Annotated in this window: 15 protein-coding genes; 9 read left to right on the forward strand and 6 right to left on the reverse strand. The window is 44.9% G+C overall.

Annotated features, from left to right (window positions below; genetic code table 11):
• Positions 1 to 21: 21 nt before the first annotated feature.
• Positions 22 to 3126, reverse strand: coding sequence for a SusC/RagA family TonB-linked outer membrane protein (locus CLV98_RS14215; RefSeq protein WP_229203378.1), 3105 nt, complete (start codon positions 3124 to 3126; stop codon positions 22 to 24).
• A 417-nt stretch (positions 3127 to 3543) separates the two neighbouring features.
• Here CLV98_RS14215 and CLV98_RS14220 point away from each other — a divergent pair, with 417 nt between their 5' ends.
• Positions 3544 to 4659 (forward strand): endo-1,4-beta-xylanase, encoded by a 1116-nt coding sequence (locus CLV98_RS14220; RefSeq protein WP_109675040.1) that lies wholly within the window; start codon positions 3544 to 3546, stop codon positions 4657 to 4659.
• Positions 4660 to 4751: 92 nt separating this feature from the next.
• Here CLV98_RS14220 and CLV98_RS14225 read toward each other — a convergent pair whose 3' ends face one another.
• A complete protein-coding gene (locus tag CLV98_RS14225; RefSeq protein WP_109675042.1) occupies positions 4752 to 5705 on the reverse strand; it encodes a hypothetical protein in 954 nt (317 codons plus the stop codon).
• 398 nt (positions 5706 to 6103) lie between these two features.
• Between CLV98_RS14225 and CLV98_RS14230 the strand changes: the two genes are divergently transcribed.
• A complete protein-coding gene (locus CLV98_RS14230; protein WP_229203379.1) occupies positions 6104 to 8020 on the forward strand; it encodes a glycoside hydrolase family 97 protein in 1917 nt (638 codons plus the stop codon).
• Between the two features lie 197 nt (positions 8021 to 8217).
• Here the strand turns inward: CLV98_RS14230 and CLV98_RS14235 are convergent, their stop codons facing one another.
• The 4 genes from CLV98_RS14235 to CLV98_RS14250 all read right to left on the reverse strand — a co-directional run bounded on the left by CLV98_RS14235 (position 8218) and on the right by CLV98_RS14250 (position 13651).
• Positions 8218 to 10245, reverse strand: a complete 2028-nt coding sequence (locus CLV98_RS14235) for a glycoside hydrolase domain-containing protein (RefSeq protein ID WP_211320042.1) — start codon at positions 10243 to 10245, stop codon at positions 8218 to 8220.
• A gap of 310 nt (positions 10246 to 10555) precedes the next feature.
• Entirely contained in the window at positions 10556 to 10942 is a 387-nt protein-coding gene (locus CLV98_RS14240; protein ID WP_109675046.1) for a hypothetical protein, read from the reverse strand.
• Positions 10943 to 11048: 106 nt separating this feature from the next.
• Positions 11049 to 11819 carry a response regulator transcription factor gene (locus tag CLV98_RS14245; protein WP_109675048.1) on the reverse strand — a complete coding sequence of 257 codons (771 nt, stop codon included), beginning with the start codon at positions 11817 to 11819 and terminating at the stop codon, positions 11049 to 11051.
• A 38-nt stretch (positions 11820 to 11857) separates the two neighbouring features.
• Positions 11858 to 13651 (reverse strand): histidine kinase dimerization/phosphoacceptor domain -containing protein, encoded by a 1794-nt coding sequence (locus CLV98_RS14250; protein ID WP_109675050.1) that lies wholly within the window; start codon positions 13649 to 13651, stop codon positions 11858 to 11860.
• A gap of 336 nt (positions 13652 to 13987) precedes the next feature.
• Between CLV98_RS14250 and CLV98_RS14255 the strand changes: the two genes are divergently transcribed.
• The 7 genes from CLV98_RS14255 to CLV98_RS14285 all read left to right on the forward strand — a co-directional run bounded on the left by CLV98_RS14255 (position 13988) and on the right by CLV98_RS14285 (position 19386).
• Positions 13988 to 14872, forward strand: coding sequence for an LpoB-related protein (locus tag CLV98_RS14255; RefSeq protein ID WP_109675052.1), 885 nt, complete (start codon positions 13988 to 13990; stop codon positions 14870 to 14872).
• A 9-nt stretch (positions 14873 to 14881) separates the two neighbouring features.
• Positions 14882 to 15364, forward strand: a complete 483-nt coding sequence (locus CLV98_RS14260) for a hypothetical protein (RefSeq protein ID WP_146202285.1) — start codon at positions 14882 to 14884, stop codon at positions 15362 to 15364.
• A gap of 12 nt (positions 15365 to 15376) precedes the next feature.
• Positions 15377 to 16255, forward strand: a complete 879-nt coding sequence (locus CLV98_RS14265) for a DUF6175 family protein (RefSeq protein WP_109675057.1) — start codon at positions 15377 to 15379, stop codon at positions 16253 to 16255.
• A 7-nt stretch (positions 16256 to 16262) separates the two neighbouring features.
• Positions 16263 to 17216, forward strand: a complete 954-nt coding sequence (locus CLV98_RS14270) for a hypothetical protein (RefSeq protein WP_109675058.1) — start codon at positions 16263 to 16265, stop codon at positions 17214 to 17216.
• A 44-nt stretch (positions 17217 to 17260) separates the two neighbouring features.
• The gene (locus CLV98_RS14275; protein ID WP_109675060.1) at positions 17261 to 17740 is read left to right on the forward strand and encodes a hypothetical protein; all 480 of its coding nucleotides are present in this window, start codon (positions 17261 to 17263) and stop codon (positions 17738 to 17740) included.
• A gap of 98 nt (positions 17741 to 17838) precedes the next feature.
• Positions 17839 to 18504, forward strand: a complete 666-nt coding sequence (locus tag CLV98_RS14280) for a hypothetical protein (protein WP_109675062.1) — start codon at positions 17839 to 17841, stop codon at positions 18502 to 18504.
• Between the two features lie 156 nt (positions 18505 to 18660).
• Positions 18661 to 19386: a DUF3575 domain-containing protein gene (locus CLV98_RS14285; protein WP_109675064.1), complete on the forward strand. Its 726-nt coding sequence runs from the start codon at positions 18661 to 18663 to the stop codon at positions 19384 to 19386.
• Positions 19387 to 19414: the final 28 nt, after the last annotated feature.

The following is a 19414-nucleotide window of genomic DNA, read 5'->3' on the forward strand; positions in this document are numbered from 1 at the left end:
TTGGTAAAAACCGAATTTCAATCAAAAGGAGATGGTAGCTCCTAAGGTCCAGGTTCTAGCCTGTGGATACTGAGCATAATCGACATTGAGCTGTCGGTAACTCCCCCCACCAGTGCTACCAATATACCCCAGCTCGGGATTCATACCTGAGTATTTTGTAAAGGTTATTAGGTTCTGGCCGGTGATGTAAAATCTTGCCTGAGCTATTTTCACCTTTTCAAGTACCGAATTCGGGATGGTGTATCCAAGGGTCAAGTTTTTCAATCTAAGGAAGTCGCCCTTTTCTACAAATAGGTCGGAAGGTCTAAAGTTTCTATTCGCATTTAAGGTAGACACCCTAGGAACGCTATTGCTAGTGCCCTCTCCATGCCAACGGTTTTCGGCCTCGGCATACAGGTTAAAAGGATAGCTAGCATCCAGGCCTTGCATACGATCGGCGTTATAGATAGACACTCCTCCAACTCCTACAAAAAACAAATTAAAATCGAAGCCTTTATAGGTCATGCCGGCATTTACCCCATAGTTAATTTTGGCCTGAGGGCTACCCAAAATAGTACGATCTTGATCGGTGATGGCCCCGTCTCCATTTAAATCGACAAACCGAACGTCTCCAGCAACAATTTGTCCGTCGGTACGTCGGGAGTCATTGGCCAAATTAGGATCGGAATCAATCTCTGTTTGATTTTGATAGATCCCATCGGTCTGGTATCCGTAGAAGGTCCCATATGGATTACCCTCATAGGAGCGTACGATCTCCTGCTGGCCGCGGCCATAGAGTTGTGAGGCGAGGAAGGCCCCCGGAGTGGCCAATTTTACGATACGGTTCTTGATAAATGCCGCATTAGCACCAATATTGAAAGAAAAGTCGCCTATCGACTTACGGTAGGACGCCTCCATTTCAAACCCTTGGTTACGCAGTTGGCCTATGTTTTGATCAGGGATATCAGCAGTCCCTATCGTTCCCAAAGAGGGGGGCGACAATAACATGTCCTTGGTATCCTTGATAAAATAGTTTAAGGTAAAATAAACTGCATTCTTCCATAACCCCGCTTCTAAGCCAATATTGGTCATCTCGGCCGTTTCCCATCCTATTTTGGTGTTAGGAAGCTTGCTTTGTGCGGCACCCGAGATTTCATTCTGTGGATTGCCGTCGCCAAAGGCATAGCGATACGACGAGTTGATCAGGGCCAGATACTGTAGGGAGGAAACATTCTGATTCCCTAACCGTCCCCAACCACCTGTAATTTTAAGATTGCTTACGAAAGGCAAGGCATTCTTAACGAAATTCTCTTCCGATAGTCGCCAACCCACCGAGAAAGCCGGAAAATAACCAAAGCGATTGCCTTCGGCAAACTTGGAGGAACCGTCACTTCTGAACGTGGCAGTGACCAAATAGCGATCCATAAAGGAATAATTAACCCTTCCAAAAAATGACTGCAGGGCGTCGTAGCTCTTACCGCCATTGTCATTACCTAAGGAGGCTATGGTTCCCGCATAATTCATATAGCGCAATGAGGGCTCTTCGCTGGCGAAGTCTCTTCCTCTTTGCTTTGCAAATTCGTAGTTAAAGGTTTGCGAGGTATATCCCCCTACCAAGTTCAGACTATGTTGGTCGAAATTGGTATCATAATTTAGGAAGTATTCTTGCAAGAAAGACCAGGTCTTACTGTTTGAAACATTAAGCTCATTATAAGAAGTCGATCGAAATTGGTCGGTAACCTTCACATCAAAACTGCGGCTATTGGCAAAGGTTGCATCGGTAGCAATATTCCCCTTCAATTTCAATCCCTTAGCCAACTCTACTTCCCCCGTAAAATTACCCAAAAATCGATTCCTTACATTGTCCAGGTCCTGTACATCCACCGTATAAATAGGGTTGTTGATATCGCCGAAGGCACCTATACCTTTATTGGAGCTGTAAGTGCCGTCGTCATTCTTAACGGGCAAGCCCGGATGAAACCGAATGGCCGACCACAATAGACCCGTTTGTGAGGAAGTCGTGTTGGGGGCGTTATTATGGCTATTGGTAAACTGAAAATTTTGTCCAATTTTAATCCGCTTCCCAATTTTATGATCCGTATTGATGCGCAAGTTATACCGCTTATAGTTGGACTTGCCTATGATTCCCTTTTCATTATAAAGGCCTCCCGATATGGCAAAAGAAGAATATTTTCCTCCTCCACGAATGGAAGCGTCATAGTTCTGGGTAGTACCTTGTTGCAAGAGTTCGTCCTGCCAGTTGGTCTTTTGAGTTTGATATTGGGTATCTTCCCAAATAGAAGGGATAGGCAACCCATCGTTGGAATAGGCCTCGCGCTTAATAGATGCATAAGTTGGCGCATCCAACACGTCTAAGATCTTCATGCGATTAGTCACCCCCACGTATCCATTTACCGTAAGCTTTACGGGGCTATCGAAGCCTCCTCTTTTGGTAGTAATCAGGATTACGCCATTGGCTGCTCTGGTACCATATATTGCCGAGGCAGAAGCATCTTTTAAAATCTCCATCGACGCTATATCATTGGGATTTATATCATTCATCGATCCACTAGGCACCCCGTCAATCACCACCAAGGGATCGGCATTATTGACGGTTCCAAAACCGCGGATCTGAATAGACCCCGCATCTCCTGGTGCTCCACCATTCCGTACTACGTTGACACCCGCGGCTCTACCTTGTAAAGCTTGTTGTGCTCCTCCAGTAGGTAAATTTTCAAAATCAGAACCCTTTACAGACGAAACTGCTCCAGTTACATCTTCTTTTTCCTGAGTTCCGTAACCCACCACTACCACTTCTTTAAGAGCGCTAATATCGGGCTTCATGCTAATACTAATAGTGCTGAGGCCAGAAAGTGGCACATCTTGACTTTGATAGCCAATAAAAGAAAATCGTAAAGTTGTCGCCGATTCAGGAACACTGATGCTAAACTTACCCGACGCATCCGTGCTCGTACCACGTTGTGTACCCACTACTAAAATGTTCACCCCAGGTAATGGATTGTTACTTTCATCAAGCACTTGCCCGGTAATGGTTTCCTCCGCGAGTTCTTCTTTTAAAATAGCTTCTGGGTAACCCAGCGCAGTCGCATTTACTGGGTCATTGGCCCAAGAGAATGGACTAATCATTAGATAGAAGAAAAGCAACTTAATCGTTTTAGCAAAACATCGATTCGTCACCTTTCGAGTTGGTCCCTTTATTGTCATGTTAAATTGTGGTTATTGTTCCAAAGTACTACTGCATATGCTCCAAAAAGGACTAGCCAATTTTGTATTATTTATTTTCTGCCCCCAATTAACTAAAATTTTAACTTGACCTAAAAAACAAGAAGTTATATAAATCGAGAAAGAGGAAAGCTATCGTTATACTTGAAAAATCGAAAAAAATTGATATTATTAAATCATTAAAAACTTGCGCACTCCCCTATTGGTCGGAGGCTGCAGGTAGGCTTCTGTGGGGCCATAGCCACTTTGAAAATAAAAAATTATAAGAATACTGTAACTTTAAATATTTAAAATACCATCGTCTATAAACGTACCATTATAATGCTCAAATTTTTTCTAAAAAATAGGCTTTTCTGGTTACCCATCTTAGTATGGCTTACCCTATTTCGGGTACATGGTCAAGGCCAACAGACTTCATTAAAAAGCGCGTTTGAGCCCGATTTTCTGATAGGAACGGCCTTGGGGACCGAGCATATTTTTGAAAGAAATGAGAAAGCGAATACGGTTATCAAGAGGGAGTTCAATGCCATTAGCCCAGAAAATGTCCTGAAATCGGGACCTATTCATCCGGAAATGGGGCGGTATAATTTTGAAGCAGCTGATCGATACGTAGCTTATGGTCAGAAAAACCAGCTGTATACCGTAGGGCACACCCTAGTATGGCACTCTCAATTGCCACGGTTTGTTCAGCGGATGAACCATGCCGATTCCTTACGAAAGTTTATGAAGGAGCATATCCAAACGGTAGCCGGGCGCTATGCTGGTAAAATAGACAGCTGGGACGTGCTCAATGAGGCACTCCATGAAGATGGTACGCTACGTAACAGTATTTTTCTGAAGCTGCTAGGCGAGGACTATATTCAACAGGCCTTTCAGTGGGCCGCCGAAGCCGATCCTCATGCAGCACTCTATTATAATGATTATGGCATAGAACGACCTGAAAAACGCCAAGGAGCAATAGCACTCATAAAAAAACTGAAAGACAATGGGGTGAAAATTGATGGTGTGGGCATACAGGGACACTGGGGACTCCACCAACAAAACCTGAAGGACATTGAAGAGTCTATCCTGGAATTTTCGAAATTGGGCGTGAAGGTAGCCTTTACAGAACTGGACATTTCGGTGCTCCCCTCACCTCAAAAACTAAATGGAGCCGATGTGAATCAAAATTTCAGTGAAGATCCCCATTTGAACCCCTATCAGAAATCCTTACCCGATTCGGTGCAGCAAGCTTTATCCCTACGTTATGAAGGACTTTTCCGCTTATTCCTGAAGCATAAGGATAAGATCAGCCGGGTTACCTTTTGGGGTGTCAACGACGGCCAATCCTGGCTCAATGAATGGCCTATCAAAAACCGTACGAATTACCCCCTCCTCTTCGACCGGGATTACAATCCCAAGCCCGCTTACTACTCGGTTTTGAAGATCAAAGAATAAGATATTAAAGTATTTAGGACCAAGAAGTAAAAAGAAACGGATCAACAAAGAGCTTGTTATCCGTTTCTTTTAATTCATCTATAAGGGCAGGTTCATTCGGCAGTGTATCGCAGTAAAACCAGGTTATCCAAAATGAGATTGGACGACCATATAAACTGAGCGCCTGCAAACTGATCTGCAAAACGAGTAAAAGCAACTTTTGGAGACACGGTAGCTTCGGAAAATACGTGAGCGGCCGGCCAGGTTGTATCGTCGAAGCTAGTGCCATACCAGGTGGAGGGGACCTCCCAATGCAAGGCATAGGCCTCGGCTGCGGTGGGCGGGCTATCAACACAGTCAGAGGAAAGTCGTTCATTCCCCGATTCTACCACACAGCCCGCATCCGCTAAGGGCGCTATATAAAAGGTTTGGGCCTTCCAATTGGGCCCCGTCACGGTGCCGTCACTAAAACTGGCAATAAAGCCCCCATCGCCCGGATAAATTGCATTGCCCAAGTTTGCCTCCGTACCAATCCCCAAGTTTTCTTCCCAATCCACCACTTTAAGTGCGTACTGAATGGGACGTTTCGCCTTAAACTTTACAAAACTGGAATTGAATGGGGTAAAAGGTACGGCATCGACCCCTACTAATGTACCGTTTACATACAGTTCATAATAATTGTCCCCATATATATAGCCGGTTATGATCTCCCCATCTTCATCAATTACTTTTAAGGGGACCGAAGCCGTATCTACCTGGGCCAGTGACGACGGCGTATTTCCATTACATTCATTATACAAATCAGCAAGCACAGCTGCCGACCCGAAATTGGTTTCAGCGGGCACCGTCCAGGTTTTGCCATCGGCCGAATGGATGGTACCTACGGAGGTTGCCCTTCCTCCAGCACAGCTATAGAGGGTTTTAATGGTCGTGGTCCCTATCCCCTTTGTCACCGACCCGGTGCCAGTATAAGCCAGAAGCTCCATCTCATCGTCCGCTGTGTTATTTTTACAATAGAATAAGGATAAGGTAGAAATAAGGATGATTGAAACGAGTATGCGCTGCATAATAGTAATTTTTATTGTGTTGTAATACGAGTATCCCTGTTCATGTAGGAGAAAGGGAAGGATCAGGCCCACCCACTTTCTTCTTTAACAGGAAGTAGTATGGTGAAGGGGGTTTACTCAAAAACATACCATCCACCGCGTTACTTCTCTGTACGTCCAGGCAACTCTTCTTGTGGCATTATACCCTGCATTTTAACCAAAACTTCAATGATAAAGGGGGCTCCTATGGACTCACAGCCCTTGAGTCAGAAAGAATCTTTCACCACAGTTTTTTACTATTGAAGCATTTATTTCAATCAGTGAATTGCAAAAAAAAACAAAACGATGGGTAGACCAACCCTCTCCCTTTCTTAAGCTATTTCAGCAAACTAGTAAAGCAGCTCCTATCCCTATAAAATATGAATAAATACGCCATCAAATTTAAAACCACCCACCCGGGGACCTTGATTAGGATGATAATCCTATTTATTGGCTGCATGCATAATCTGTATGCGTACGAAGTGCGCTCACCCAATGGAAACACATCGGTTCACATAGAGAATAAGGAGGGAATATTCTACTATTCGGTGCATTGGAAAGACAGTCTGGTGATAAGCCCGTCTGAGCTATCCATCCTCCCCAACACCAGGACCAAGGTCACCGAGGTCCGGCGCAATTCTGTAAAAGCCACCTGGAAACCGGTATGGGGGCAATTCAGCCAAATTACCGACCATCACCAGGAACTGATCCTCGACCTACAACTTGGAGGCGCTACCGCACAACTGATTGCCAGGGTATACGACCATGGGGTAGGATTTAGATTTATACTAGAGAACTACGAACCAGGGACTAAAGGAAATTTTTATTGCGAATATAACCTGGCAGAAACCGATGCCTTGTATTGTCCCAATGGAGAGAAGCCCCCTTTAGGTCCTCTGTCGCTGGCCGATTTAGCAACTACCCAAATCCCCCCCAAGCTAAGGATGCCTATCCTAATTGAAACCAAACGCCCCTACCTTTCCATACTGGAGTCCGACTTGGCTTCGGCTCCTGGCTTCGAAGTAATACAGTTGACCTATAGCGCCAGTAAAAGCTCTTTGGTTGCCTCCAATAAAATTGAACTCATCGATAAAAAGACCATTACTCCTTGGAGGGTGATCTTGATCAACGAAAAAATGGGAGATCTGGTCACCAACACCGTTCCGCTGAACCTGGCCTCTCCGCTGCAGCTAAAAGACCCATCCTGGATCAAACCCGGTAAGACCCTCTGGGACTGGAGGGTACATGGCTTTAGCACCGAGGGAGGGTTCACCTATGGCATAGACACGGAAAGTTACTTCCGTTTTATTGACTTCGCTGCCAAAAAGGGGATTGAGTATTTTTTGATCGACGACTCTTGGTACAAAAAGGCCAGTAAAGGACATTTCGAGTATTCGGATCAGCTAGACCTTCCTAAGGTCATTGAATACGCAGCAAAAAAAGGAGTTGAACTATTGCTCTATTATGACCGCAGACATGGAGAGTATGGAGATGAGCAACTTTATTCCTATTACCAATCCTTGGGCATGAAAGGCATTAAATACGGTTTTATGGGCGAAAACGTCCCCTTTACCAGGGAAGCGATAAAGGCGAGCGCAGAAAATCAACTGATGATCGACTTTCATGATAGCCCCGTCCCCATGACCGGCGTAGAAAGAACTTACCCCAATGCCATTACCCGAGAGTATTGCCATGCCCAGCAAGATTCCCGAAAGGCCTTCACGCCCGAAACCTTCCTAAGAATGGCCATGATTAACGCCATTCAGGGCCCATTGGATATGAATAATGGCAATTTTGATTTGACGGGAATCAATAAAGGACTCAGGCAAAAGGGTCCAAAAGAACTCAACTCCTACATTTCGACGGTGGTAGCAGAGGCGGCTCGAACCCTTATCATTCATAGTGGATTGGTATGTATTCCCGATGCCCCCGAGGCGTATGAACAAAAAGCCGATCTTTTTGAGTTTATTCAAAACCAACCCGTAGGAAAATGGGACGAAAGCCGGGTCCTTCATGCTAAAATGGACACGTATATCACCACCGCCCGTCGACAAGGGGAGAGCTGGTTTGTCGGGTCCGTTCATAATCAACAAGGGGGGACGCTAGAGATTAATCTCGACTTTCTACAACCGAACCAGGAATATCAGGTAACGTATTATGAAGACAGCCCCAAGACGCATGGCAAAACCAACCCGGAAGCCTACCAAGTACGCACGGGCAAAGTAAAAAATGGTGCGGTCGTCAAGGCAAAAATGGCCCCTGGGGGTGGGCATTGTATGTGGATAAGACCTATTTGATCGAGGAACCCAAATATGGATCTACATTCTTCTCTAGCATGACAAGTACCTAGCAGGGCTTTTACGATTAGCCATCTATTTGGTGGGCTCCAGCATACCGGGAGCCCACCAAATGGGACCTATATTTTAAGCGCTATTATGGTAGACCCGGCCTAGGACATGAGCTGTACTTAAAGCAAAGCCCTCCAGATTACCTCCTACTCTTGCCCTCCTAACCACCTATTTTCGGAACCATAGGTACTGGGCTTAGCAGAAGCTTCTATCACGAGCTTTCCACCCGATACCAATTCCTGGTGCGTCAACCAAAGACGATTCAAGTCTTTACCGTTTAGTACCACCTTGCTGATGTACCGATTTTGATCTGAGAAGTTCTTAACGGTAATTTCCAATTGGCGTGCGGACTTACCCATGGTAATCTTTTCGAATAAAGGAACATTCAGATAATATACGGGTTGGCCCACCAGAGGCTGCTGGATTCCCAGGGCCGTCATCACAAACCATCCTGACATCGCCCCGGCGTCATCGTCCATGGTACGGATGTACGCTTTGGGTTCATTCTTATAAATCCGATCGATATGTGCCTCTACGCCCCTACTATTATTGTTAAAATAATACTGAACCACCGTATCTACTGCTAGCTTATGCACCAGATGCTGGTATTTCCAAGGCGTTTGGCTGGCATAATAAAGGGTGGGCGACTGCAGGTCGGGCTCGTTGGCCCGATTGAAATAGTACCCATCAAAAAATTCATCTAACTGTTCGGTAAAGGCTTTTTCTCCGCCGCTAAGCTCCACAAGGCCCGCTACATCGAAGGGTACCGCCCATCGATACTGACGGATGGTTCCTTGATACATCTTCCGAGCCGACATACGGTCTACATCCGACCTACTCAGGTCTTTAAACTCATTTAACCAAAGTGGCTTGTAAGTCTGTGAGCGAGCCATGAAATGATTAGAAAGCTCCCTTTCGCCAAACTTAGAAAGCAGCCCAGCCATCGTCCACATATCGTAGGAAGCTTCGAGGTATTTGTCGGGGCTTGAAAAATCGAACCGTGCGGTGTCGGCCATTAACGAATCCCGGATACTCGGAAAGTCTATGTCTAAGCCCTTTTGAGCCGCATCCAGCAGTACCACCGAGGCATGTTCGGTCCGCACGGAATTGGCAGGTTCATGCGGACCGGCGAAGTCATATTTCCCATAGCGATAGAGGTTGGCTACAGAATGTGTGATATCTTGATAAAGCGCTGGATACAAAACGGAGAGCAATGGTAGTTGGGTTTTATAATTATCCCAGATAGCCCATCCATGATAACGCTGTCCATCGGCTGTATGGATGTTACCATCGGTTCCACGAAAACGGCCATCCTCTTCCGAAATTCGATAGGGAGATTGTAGGGTACGGTATAGCAAGGAATAAAATAAGGATTTGCGTTCCTGAGGCCCCTCCACCTGAATGGCACCAAGGTATTCATTCCATGCCGAGATACTTTTAGCTAAAAGGTCTGAATAGGAAATACCCGACCATTTTTGAAGCTTCTTGACGGCCGAGGCCCGGTCCAAGGCCGAAAAGGCCAACCTTACCTGCCCAGTACGAGCCGCCGCCGGCAGGTTGGCGATTAGCTTATGCTCGCCTTGCTGCTTCCACTTGGCCGAGGCTCCCAGGTCCATAGCGTAATACACCGTATAGACTCCCGCCTGACAGGTGGTTTTGGCCTGGATCCATCCAGAGAGTACGCTTCCTTCGATGGTATGTTCTTCAGCGACAAAAGCATTGAGAAAAACATGGGACAAATCGATGCTAAAACCTTTTGGCCCTGACGGAAAATGATACTCCGAAAGACTGTAATCCTGATAAACCGTAGCTTTCATTCCTATTTTATTGGCAAATTCGATGCCATATTCACCAGGCTTTGCACTTTCCGACAGCTTCTGCAAGGATTCGCCAGTATCCTGCCCTCCCAAAAACGGCCTGAGCAAAAGCAACCCGCCACTTCCCTGGCAGCCTACGCCTTCAAACCGGTTATGCGTAAACCCATGGACCTCTTTGGCCAACTTTTCGTATCCAGTATGCGTACTCGGGGTAGTTTTGGGCAATATACTCAGCTGACCAAAAGGAGAAGAGGCTGCAGGAGATACCTGCCCATGGTCCCCTGAGGATCCCATAAACACATTGACCTGCTCCCTTTGCGCATACAAAGCTTGCTGCCATACCTGACCTAGCCACAAGATCGTGGTCAGAAAAAAAAAAGTTAATCGTCTACTGTAGTGAAATAACATTCTAAATAGATTGAAAAATTAAACATTGTTAAGGCTGTTCTGGTAAAAGTATCAAAATTCCCCATCTTCTTTCTGCTGTAAGAATTATGATAATCTTAAAATAACCTTCGACCCACGGTTTTCTACCTCTATACCACCGCTCCGATCTCTCCCAATGGCACTCATAAGCCTAGGTTCCCCAGTAGGACTTCTGAAGCGAACCTATACGAATATCCCTATGAATGACTAAAATGTCCTTAAAGATTGGTGGGCTAGGCTATTAACCCTTTCGAGGCCTTAATATTGTCCGTATCAGCACAGACATAACGGCGGTAAGAACAGAAAACACCCTTTCGAAGGTGGACTTTGCAAGGAGATTCCCGATGGTATTGAGTATAAAAAGAAGAAAGAAAATCCATAGTACCACGTTTACAAACGTGCTGCTCCAAGTCCATGACAGATAGCGGCCTTTAACAGCCAAGGTAATTGGTAAAAATAGGTTGGCCAAAATCGAGATAGATTCGAAGACATACATCTCCTGATCCGTGGTGAGCCGCCCTCCCCAAGCAATATCATAAGGAACGTAATGAGTGATGATGGCAAAATGAAAAACAAGCAGCAGGGTAAGTATTAGCATCAAGATCCTAATGGCCGTAGTCGTTGTCATGAGCTGATGGAAGTTATTTTTAAAGGCTCAAAAATGCGCATTTAAATAAAAACGTCAAAATACCCCCTAATATCAGGGCATGCTCTTGATGGCAAGCAACACATAATTAACCAGCACCTGAAGCTTTGGTTCCCTTTGCCAATTGAATTTTTTTGAGCAGATCCGAACGATTAAGCATGGAAATATACAATGGCTCCGTGCTACCCTCAAAAACGATTCCGTTGTCTTCTATTTGACTAATCTGGTTGAGATTGACAATTAGCGAACGGGACAATCGGAAGAAATTCCAATCCGTAAAGTATTGTGCCACATGCCTCATAACCAGATTCACCACAAGAGGTTCCTTGTTGTGACTTTCATAAATTTCGACCTTATGATGGCCCTTCACCGTTATAATATACGAAACGGACGATTTAAGGACCTTCCTGATGGAATTGTTCACGGTAAAAAACAAATACTCCGAAAATGCTTGGCCAGAAAAACGATCCTTGTTAAAATTTTGCCAGGTCAAATCTACCAAGTGGGGAAGATTCCTAGTTATAAACGGCTTGATCAAAAACGCAGCCGGTAAAAACAGCTCCTTAACCTTTCGATATACTTCAGCCTCTTCCATTCCCGTCAATATGATTATAGGTACTTCTTTGGAGGACAAAATTTCCCTCGCCACGTCGATCCCCGTTTTGCTCCCCCCCAAATCGATATCTAAAATGATCAGATCGATGGCGTTATTTTCAAAGGCTGTCAGGGCTTCACCATATCTGGAAGCGATGATAACGTACTCGTAACCCGCCTTTTGGAGCGAATCGGATAAGGCAACGGAATGGCTTACATTATCTTCAACGATTAAAATCCGGGGCATACTTATGAGATCGTTCATAATAGGAAGCTGATTGATAAGGCCCAAAAATTAAGTAATTAAACGGATACTACCGGATCGGATATCGACTTCTTATTAAACGGTATTTTCAAGGTAAACCTAAAACCCTTCTCTGTGCTGATGCGATAGGTGCCCCCTAGCTGGGTGGTTTCCATACTAATAAGTCTTGTGCCAAAGCCTACTTTGGAGGATTCGCCCCCGCCCGGCCCATTATCAGAATATTGTAAGACGAGCTCCGTTTGGATACCCTCTGTTACCGATTTAATTGCAATAGTAATGCGGTGATCGCCCTCCTCAACAAAGGCATATTTACAGGAATTGGTAGCCAGTTCATTGACAATCAACCCTAAAGACAAAGCCAATTGGCTATCGATCATCATATCCGCCATATCGGCATCTAACTGCACCTCATGTTTTCCGAAAACAATGAGTACATGGTCTATAAGCTCTATAAGAAAGTCGTTCACGTCCACTTTACCCATACTTTTACTTCCATAAAGCTTACGATGCAGTAACCCCACCGACTCTATTCGTAACAGACTATCCTGCAAGATGGACATAGAGTCCGAATCCGAACTTTTTTCAGCATTCAGGCTTAAAAAACTGGTTATAGACTGAAGTTCATTCATCAACCTGTGGCTCTGTTCTTTTAATAAATATTCATTTTGCTGCCCCAGTTTTTGATTCTTCTTATACAAGCGATAGAACACCACCCCCATGATCGTAATAAAAGAAGCAACCACTCCAAGAATCACCATCATTTGTTTTTGTAGGTCCAGCTCCCGAGCCTGGGCTTGAAGCTGAACCTTGTCTTGCTCAGCTTCATAGTAAAAACTTTGCTTGGTCAAGGCCAGATTACGGTCCTCTATATACTGATTGATCTGTATCTGATGCAAGTCGACCGCATGCAAATAAGCCTGCTTCCATTTACCGGTCTTAGAATAATAGAGCGTCGCTAGACTATTAAGCTCAATTCTAATATGATAATCATTGGCTGGGCTACTATTATACAGGTTTTGTAATTCGGCCAACCATACCCCTACCTGATCGTATTGCCCCATTTCTAAATACTGATAAGTCAGAGCACAAGTGGTAAATAGTAAACCCGAAAGATTATTCAGTCGCTTATTGGCCTTATAGGCCCTATGACAAGCCTTTAGAAAATCGACCCGGTTACTATCTAGCTGATATTGGAATCTGGCAAGGTTAAACTCGCCAGTGATGACCAAAACCGAATCATGAAGGCTATGGCCAATCTTAATATTTTCCTTGGTGTAGTAGATGGCACTATCGAGTCGTTGCTTGTGAGTGGTATTGGCAAATAGCTTCGCTTTTCCATCCTCTGACAAATATTGCGCGAGAAGTCCCTGAACCAAAGCTAGATAAAAAGGACTCTTCGCTTTCTTTGCCATCTCTATTCCCTTTCGAATATAATACAGGCTGCGCTCGTCATTCCCCTTTCTTGCCTCAACTTCGGCAATACGATTGTACAGCCTACCCACCTTTGCCCAATCTTGGAGTTCTTCTTGGATTTTGAGGGATTTCAAATACCAACTCATCGCACTGACCAGGTCCCCCATACCAATATATACTTTACCGTACATATAATAGGCCTCAGCCAAAGTGGACCTGTCACCCGTTATTTTTGCGGCTTTGTGCAGACTGTCAGCATAAAAAAGCTTATCGGGATGGGGGGCTAAGAATACTTGCTTTTGCGCTAAGGCTTGGGAATAACACAGGCTCCCCACCATCATGACCAGCGCATATACCATCCGAGGCCATAAAGGCCTGTCATGACAAACGTATTCTTGATTCAATTTCCACTGGATCATATCTAAAGAAGGGTATAAATACTTTGAGGTCAAGCCTTAGAGTCGGTTACAAATTAATAATTTTTTGTAGGAAGGTCCCAATTCCCATGCTAGAAATATGCCGTTTGATGTAAAATTTTAGGGGATTGGTGTATCTGAAACCCGCAAAACCTTAAGGTTTTACTAAAATTACGATTATAAATCACTAGAAAATTTTTAGTCCAAAATCGATAAAACTCCTTTTTCAATACTAATAAACGGATAAGAAGTATCCTAAATACGGGCCCATTTGGGGTACATTCTTCAATCTATATCAGAAAAAAAACCAAGAAATATAATCACAAAACACCTTCCCCTATGAAACGATCCTTACTGCACTACATCTTTTTTTTCTTTTTTATGCTACCCGTGGCGTTGGCTCAGGGCCAAAATGAGTTCGAAAAACCAACTGTGGCGGTTATGCCTTTCAACGCCGACGCCCATGTAAATGCTACCGACGCCGGTGCCCTTTCTCAGCGTGTAGAAACGGTTTTTGCCAACTCAAAAAGATTCACCATGATTGAGCGTGCGAACTTCAAACAAGTTTTTGAGGAGATAGAAGCCCAAAAAGGCGAAATGTACTTGCACAGCGATCAACTCGCCGAACAAGGCAAGCTCATGGGCGCAAGCCTCATCGTTACCGGAAACATCCGATCGGCTGGAAGTGAAGGCACTACCTTCAACATTAAGTTGATCGACGTTAGTACTGGAGTTCAAATCGCCACCGAGAGTATATCGGACAAGGATAATGCCGAGTTGATCGATATTGGACTAAAAACGGCATCTCTTTTCACCAAGAGCGATGAAGTGAAGGATGCCAGTAGCTCGGGTGCGGCCGGGATAGCCGGAAGTGCACTTCTGAATATCGACAAAAGAATCCGCCAGTTCATAAACAAATGGTATCCACTCAGGTATGAAATTCTAGAGATCTCCGAATCTAAAGGAAAAACGGCAAAAAAGATAGTCGTAGCCGGTGGAACGGCCGAAGGACTCGACGCCAATATAAAAACGATGTACCTCATTGACGAATCGGCGCTGGGTGAAGGAGAAAAACGACGGGTTCGCAGGGTGAAACTGGGCGTATTGACAGTCGAGGAAATCCAAGGTGAAGTCACCATCTGTAAGGTAAAAAGCGGTGGCAGTGGATTGGCTGAACTGCTGCAGGGAGACCATAATATTTACGTATCTACCAACGACCAATAGCCCCTTTCAATGATGAAACACCTAATCGTAATACTCCTAATGACAGGATTGTTCGCCGCCTGCAAACGCACGACGACCAACGGCCCGCAATTGCAGTTTGAAGGTGAGGATACTAAGTCGGGGATTGTGACGGTCAATGTGGCGGCATCGGGCGAAGAAGACAAAACCTGGACCGCCGGAGTTAATATCTTGGAGCATATAGCCTCTCGCCGTGCCTTCGAACAACTCTTATTCCTAGGAGTCCCCAATAGTGTGAACTACCGGGTTCCGCTGACCCCCAGCATGGAGAGGTCGACAGACAAAAATGAATTTTTAAAAAACTTCTTCACCTCCAGAGAGTACCGAAGGTTTATCACCGATATCCATCAGACCAGCAGCCAGCGGGTGGCTAATAATTACAGACAAAACATCCGATTCAGCGTGTCCATCAATGCAGTGGCTTTTCGGAAGTACCTCGAACAGAATGGCGAGATAAGGGCCTTTGGCTACTAATTAACGATCATTATGAAAAAATACTACCTATTACTTTTATTACTACCCCTACTGGCCTTTAAGGCCTTCTCACAGAACGACACTTCCAAAAAGCTCGTTACCAAGCCCACCATCATGGTATTTCCTGGAGCCAAGGAAGGTGAGGATATTAGGGCCCTCCTAGAAGGCGACTTTAACCGGATGGTGATGGTATCGAAGGCCAGAGAGGCCTTCGACAACCGGGGCTACTCTACCATCGATTTCATTGCCAAGGCGCGAAACTTAATGACCAACCAAGCCTTGAATGACGGCATGACCGACCTAAAAACCCTGCTGATTCAATCGTCGGGTGCCGATATAGCGGTAGAGGTCCTGTACAATATCTACAAGTCGGGATCAGGAACGAGTGTCAAAATTATTCTTACCGCTTATGAGTCTTCCACGGCCAGTTCCCTTTCCAACAAAACGGGAGATAGTCCATTCTTTAAAACGGACGATATTGCCACCTTGGCCCAAAAAGCAACAGAGAGCGTCATTGAGGACTTTCTTAATACCATGCAAGAGAAGTTTAATGATATAGTCATCAATGGTAAATACATAACCGTTGAGATCGGCCTGACCGAGAATGCCGAGGTGAGTATGAACACCGAAGTCGGCAACCAGGGTTTGTTTCTCTCGGATGTGATAGAAGAATGGATGGCCACAAATGCGAACTCTTACCATATACAAGGAATAACGGACTATCGATTGATATTCGATGTCGTACGAATACCCCGAGAGGAAACCTCCAGCAGGTATTCCACCAAAATTGTCAAATTCTTCAATCAGCTGGGGGCCGAAAGTAATTCGCTCAGCAAATACAAGGTAGAACGAATTATCAAGGGTAACTCGATCATATTTAACCTCAAATAATCCCCCTATGAACCCACTTTTACGTCTATTGGGTGTCGTTTGGCTCATTGTCAGTCAATATGATGCCTTTTCTCAATCCGATTACGGTGATTTTGGACAACTGAATATTGGAGTGGTGATGCCTAAGGAGCTAGACGGATTTACGGCTACTCATATCCAAAAGTTGGAATCCAAAATTCAGACCCTCGTCAACCGCGTGAGTGTATCTGCCTCAGGAGTACAGTCGGGCATTGTACTGCTGCCAAAAATATACATCTTCAATGAGCAGCGCATTAATCCAGGATTGCAAACCCTAAACGTTATAGATGCGGAGCTATATCTGGTAGTAAAACAAGTAGATGATCAAATCGTATTTGCTACTTTCTCAAAACCTATCAAAGGGAGTGGCCGCACGCATGAGCAAGCCCTCAATAACCTTATTGCCACCCTTCCTACTAAGAATACGGAATACGAAACGTTTATTTCCGATGCCAGAGGCAAGATCTTAAAGTATTACGACGACCGGTGCGACATGTTGATTTCGAAGGCCGAACAGCTTTCTCATTCCAATCAACATGGTGAAGCGTTGTCATTACTGTTCAATATCCCCGAAGAAACGGCCTGCTTTGGCAAGGTTAAAGAGAAGTCCTTGGAGATATACCGCAATTATCAAAACTATATCTGCGCAAAACTGGTATCCGAAGGAAGGGCCAAGCTGGAAGCGAATCAATATGAAGCGGGGTTTGCCGCACTCAGTAAGGTAGACCCAACTTCCAAATGTGCCAAGGAGGTAAATCAGCTGTATACCCAACATGGAAAGGAAGTAGATGCCAATGTGGAGCGCTACTGGAACTTTTGGGACAAGATGTACACCAACGCCATCGAAGCACAAAAGTATAGATGGAAAGCCATGTCGGAAATGGCGGTCCTGTATATGACCTCCAATCAACGCTCTTTTGAGTACCATTCCATTATCCGCTAGCCAGACAGACCTACGCGCTTCTCACCTCAAACAATACCCAGCTTATGAAAGCATTAATTAGACTATTTTGCTTACTGCTACTCGGCCATGCACCCGCATATTCCCAATCGGCCGATCAAAACGCAAAAAGGGCCGATATAGGACTCAGCTATGTGAACCAGACGGTCTTCCTGAAAGGGGGAGTCGACTATGCCGTGATGGACCAGGTATTTTGTGGCATCGACCTGATGTTACACCCCAAGGACAAGGTCTATACGCTGAACCCGGCCATCAGGATATCCTATTACTTCAATAATTTACTCAATCTTAAAAAGGACAATATAGACCTATTTGGAGGAATAGGACTCTCTAAGAATTTCATTTTTAATGAGGGGCAAAATACTTCCACCAAAATTTACCTGCCCGTTCATTTTGGCCTTAGATACTTTTTTAATGAACGGATGGGAATAAAAACAGGCATTGTATTGCCTAACAGAGTGACCAAATACAATATTCTAGAGCTAGGATTGGGTATCAAAATATGACCCTGACAACTCGAAACAACCCACCACTCCCTATGCTTCACCCCTCCTATGGTGGATCTTGACAACACTAATAACCTTTTCAACTTTAAAACATATTCATGATGAAAAACTTACGTATTTCTGGAATTGCCCTAGTACTGGTTGTACTCTCCTTAAGCTGCAAAGAAAAAAAGACGGAATTGCCGGGAGTACCCGATTTCGTCCCTAAGGAAATCATCGACGACTTTCGAAGCAAGGGTCTCATTATTAATGAAGGAGTAACACCTCCTATGCTGGAGGGCTATTATCTGGCATCTCCCCTCACCCTGTTGGTTCCCTTCGGGCCCGACGACCCCTATCAGGCGGGTAAGTTGTTTTCTGACTATCGATACAGCTTTTACGATCAGACGGACGACAACCAGATCAAATATGATTTTAAATCGGCCAATGGATCAGCTACTGGAACCGGGACCGGCTCGTTTATTTCTGGCGAAGGCAATAAGTTCACGCTATACTCCGAGCAAATCGGTGAAACGTATGGGATTGAAAATAAACAGATAACGATTATTTCGGGGGAATTAGACTCCGATGGTATCAAAAATTGGCAAGAAGCCTTTGTCTTTACCTATAAGGGCGACGATCCTAACGGTCAACTCATACAGGTTGGCCAAGGCCGAATTATTTACGATAGTGACCATATTTCAGAACGTGTATCTAGTTTACGTCTAGACCTTAGTGCTGGCGATCCGTCCGAAAGTGATGCTCTAATCGGGTCGCAAAAATAAGCGAGCGCCCCCCTATCTTTTATTGGGTGCTATCCTCTACCTGGTATAGACAACTCGCCTACCCCAAAGGGTAGCCCCAGATATCGCCTTGCCCAGGCTTTTGTGAAAAAGCTATAATACTAATACCACCTCTAATTTTTAAAAACTATATCCATTATGAAACGACTCAAATTGTTTACCCTACCCATTTTGTTTGCCGCGTTTTCTGGGACAAGTCAGGCTCAGCAGCTCAATAATAACGTCAAGGTAGACATGACCTCCGCCATCCTGAAAAATGTTTCCGTTAAGTACGAAAGAGTACTCAACAAAACGATCTCCATCAATGTTGGACTTAAATACCGGCCTACCTCCGATATACCCTTCAGCAACACCTTAGTCAACATGGAAGTGATGGATGCTAGCGAAGAACCAGTAAAATTCAACAGCTTCGCCTTTACGCCTGAGGTCCGGTTTTATCTCAACAAAAACGGTTATGGAGAAGGCTTCTATTTGTCCCCTTTTTATCGATTTGCAACTTTCAATACCAATAATCTCCAAATCGACTACGATGGCACGTATCAGACCGTCAGGACTTCAGGAAAAGTAACCGGCCATACCGGGGGAGTAGCCCTAGGAGTGCAATGGCACTTTGGAGAGCACGTGGTATTAGACTGGACCATTATCGGCTTTCATTTAGGAAAGGCCAAGGGTACCTTGGATGGCCATCCTAACACACCATTCACAGCTTCGGAAATCTATAGCTTAGAAGGAGAGGTGACCGAAATTGAAGACTCCTCTATTTTCACCTACGACCGCACGGTAACATCCGACAGAATCCGAGACCAAATTACCGGCCCCTGGGGAGGAATCAGAGCGGGTATTGCCATAGGGTACAAATTTTAAAATATTCCCTTTGAAGTAAGGGATAAAA

Origin of the sequence: Dyadobacter jejuensis (assembly GCF_003149085.1) — a bacterium.
Classification (GTDB): domain Bacteria; phylum Bacteroidota; class Bacteroidia; order Cytophagales; family Spirosomataceae; genus Dyadobacter; species Dyadobacter jejuensis.

Excerpts from the sequence above, each read along its gene's own strand:
- CLV98_RS14230 (WP_229203379.1), top strand. The coding sequence starts at position 6,104 with ATGAATAAATACGCCATCAAATTTAAAACCACCCACCCGGGGACCTTG.
- CLV98_RS14250 (WP_109675050.1), bottom strand. The coding sequence starts at position 13,651 with ATGATCCAGTGGAAATTGAATCAAGAATACGTTTGTCATGACAGGCCT.
- CLV98_RS14225 (WP_109675042.1), bottom strand. The coding sequence starts at position 5,705 with ATGCAGCGCATACTCGTTTCAATCATCCTTATTTCTACCTTATCCTTA.
- CLV98_RS14245 (WP_109675048.1), bottom strand. The coding sequence starts at position 11,819 with ATGAACGATCTCATAAGTATGCCCCGGATTTTAATCGTTGAAGATAAT.
- CLV98_RS14260 (WP_146202285.1), top strand. The coding sequence starts at position 14,882 with ATGATGAAACACCTAATCGTAATACTCCTAATGACAGGATTGTTCGCC.
- CLV98_RS14220 (WP_109675040.1), top strand. The coding sequence starts at position 3,544 with ATGCTCAAATTTTTTCTAAAAAATAGGCTTTTCTGGTTACCCATCTTA.
- CLV98_RS14270 (WP_109675058.1), top strand. The coding sequence starts at position 16,263 with ATGAACCCACTTTTACGTCTATTGGGTGTCGTTTGGCTCATTGTCAGT.
- CLV98_RS14255 (WP_109675052.1), top strand. The coding sequence starts at position 13,988 with ATGAAACGATCCTTACTGCACTACATCTTTTTTTTCTTTTTTATGCTA.
- CLV98_RS14240 (WP_109675046.1), bottom strand. The coding sequence starts at position 10,942 with ATGACAACGACTACGGCCATTAGGATCTTGATGCTAATACTTACCCTG.
- CLV98_RS14215 (WP_229203378.1), bottom strand. The coding sequence starts at position 3,126 with ATGATTAGTCCATTCTCTTGGGCCAATGACCCAGTAAATGCGACTGCG.
- CLV98_RS14275 (WP_109675060.1), top strand. The coding sequence starts at position 17,261 with ATGAAAGCATTAATTAGACTATTTTGCTTACTGCTACTCGGCCATGCA.
- CLV98_RS14265 (WP_109675057.1), top strand. The coding sequence starts at position 15,377 with ATGAAAAAATACTACCTATTACTTTTATTACTACCCCTACTGGCCTTT.
- CLV98_RS14285 (WP_109675064.1), top strand. The coding sequence starts at position 18,661 with ATGAAACGACTCAAATTGTTTACCCTACCCATTTTGTTTGCCGCGTTT.
- CLV98_RS14280 (WP_109675062.1), top strand. The coding sequence starts at position 17,839 with ATGATGAAAAACTTACGTATTTCTGGAATTGCCCTAGTACTGGTTGTA.